This window comes from Sporolactobacillus kofuensis, assembly GCF_024125425.1.
Lineage (GTDB): Bacteria > Bacillota > Bacilli > Bacillales > Sporolactobacillaceae > Sporolactobacillus > Sporolactobacillus kofuensis.
On record NZ_JAMXWN010000038.1, the window covers coordinates 1 to 1,403 of the forward strand.

A 1,403-nucleotide genomic window follows, 5' to 3' on the forward strand; every position below is an offset into this window, starting at 1 on the left:
CGAGTTTTTCTTTGATTCTAGACTCATTATAGTACTTGATCCACACACGCATGGCAGTTTCTAGTTCTTCGCATGTCTGATAGTGGTGTGAGGCTACTGTTTCAGCTTTCATGAGATGGAAGAAACTCTCCATCTGGGCATTGTCCAGACAAGTCGCCTTTCGAGACATACTCTGACAAATATGATGCGATTTAAGTTCCTTACGCCAAAGGTAATTTTGGTACTGGAAGCCTTGATCCGTATGAACGTACGTGCGATAGTGATGTTCCGGTAGGCGTTCTAGAGCCTCATGAAGCGGTTTTAACGCAAAGGCGACTGTCGGATGATCACTTATAGTAAAGGATAAAATCTCATCAGAATAAAGATCCATAACGGGTTCGAAATAAAGGCGTTCGTCAGTCGTTTGATGCCCCCAGCGGAATTCGGATACGTCGGCGACAAGCTTTTGGTAGGGTCGATCAGTCATAAACCGGCGATGCAGGCGATTCTTCGCAAGTTTACCAACGGTTCCCTTATAGGAATTGTACTTACGGATCCGTTTGGTATAGGCCGTTGACTGAAGTCCTTCCGTTCTCATGATGCGCTGGACCTTTTTGTGATTCACTTTTAAATGGTGGCGCCGCAGTGTCAGGACAACGCGACGATATCCATAAGCTGGGTGCTTCTGTTTCACAGCTTTTATTTCAGAGATCACAGGGTCTTCAGTATCCTTTTGCTGGCGCTGTTTCTGATAGTAATAAACGCTTTTAGGCAGTTTCACTACCCACAGAATGTCATTCAGAGAGTGGTTCCGCCTTAGTTCAGTAACTACTTGCGTTTGTTCCGCTCGTGTTGCTCTCTCTGGCGAACTAAGGTGTCCAATTTTTTTAAGTACTCAATCTCAATTCTAAGTAGCTCGTTTTCCTTCTCAAGATCCTTAAGCCGCTTCTGTTCTGGATGATAAGCATTTTTCAACTTGTCGTTCTTTTTGGCTTCGCGCTTTGTATTTTTCCCCATAGGTGGACGACCTCGCTTGGTTTTTAATCCATCCACACCCATTGATTCAAATCGCCGATCCCATTGATAAATCGTTGACGGCGAAGATATTTTGAAATGAAGTGCCGCACGTTCGAGTGATGAATGGTTCTCTTTCATCCACTTTAATACTTTCAGCTTAAAACTGCAGGTATATGCCGGCTGTTGTTTCAAATTTTTAATGCCTGCAATGCCGTTTTCCTGATAGCGATGCACCCATTTCAAGATCATTTGATGAAATGGAATCTGATACTTATGACACAACGAAGCGCTCCCCACCCCCTTGAGATACTCACTAACTACCTTCATCTTAAAGTCAGTTGAATATTTGGTCATAGTAAAACCCCCTAAAGTTGAATTTTGTCGTCCAACTTTAGGGGGTCAGTTCA

The 1,403-nt window shown here is 43.6% G+C and carries 2 protein-coding genes; both read right to left on the reverse strand.

Annotated elements, in window-relative coordinates:
• The coding region (locus NIE32_RS14120; protein WP_253077509.1) for an IS3 family transposase at positions 1-862 on the reverse strand (862 nt) is incomplete at its 3' end.
• Positions 808-1,350, reverse strand: coding sequence for a helix-turn-helix domain-containing protein (locus tag NIE32_RS14125; protein WP_253077508.1), 543 nt, complete (start codon positions 1,348-1,350; stop codon positions 808-810). The genes NIE32_RS14120 and NIE32_RS14125, both read right to left, overlap by 55 nt.
• Positions 1,351-1,403: the final 53 nt, after the last annotated feature.

Bases quoted from the DNA above. Each gene is read 5' to 3' on its own strand.
- NIE32_RS14125 (WP_253077508.1), bottom strand. From the start codon at position 1,350: ATGACCAAATATTCAACTGACTTTAAGATGAAGGTAGTTAGTGAGTAT.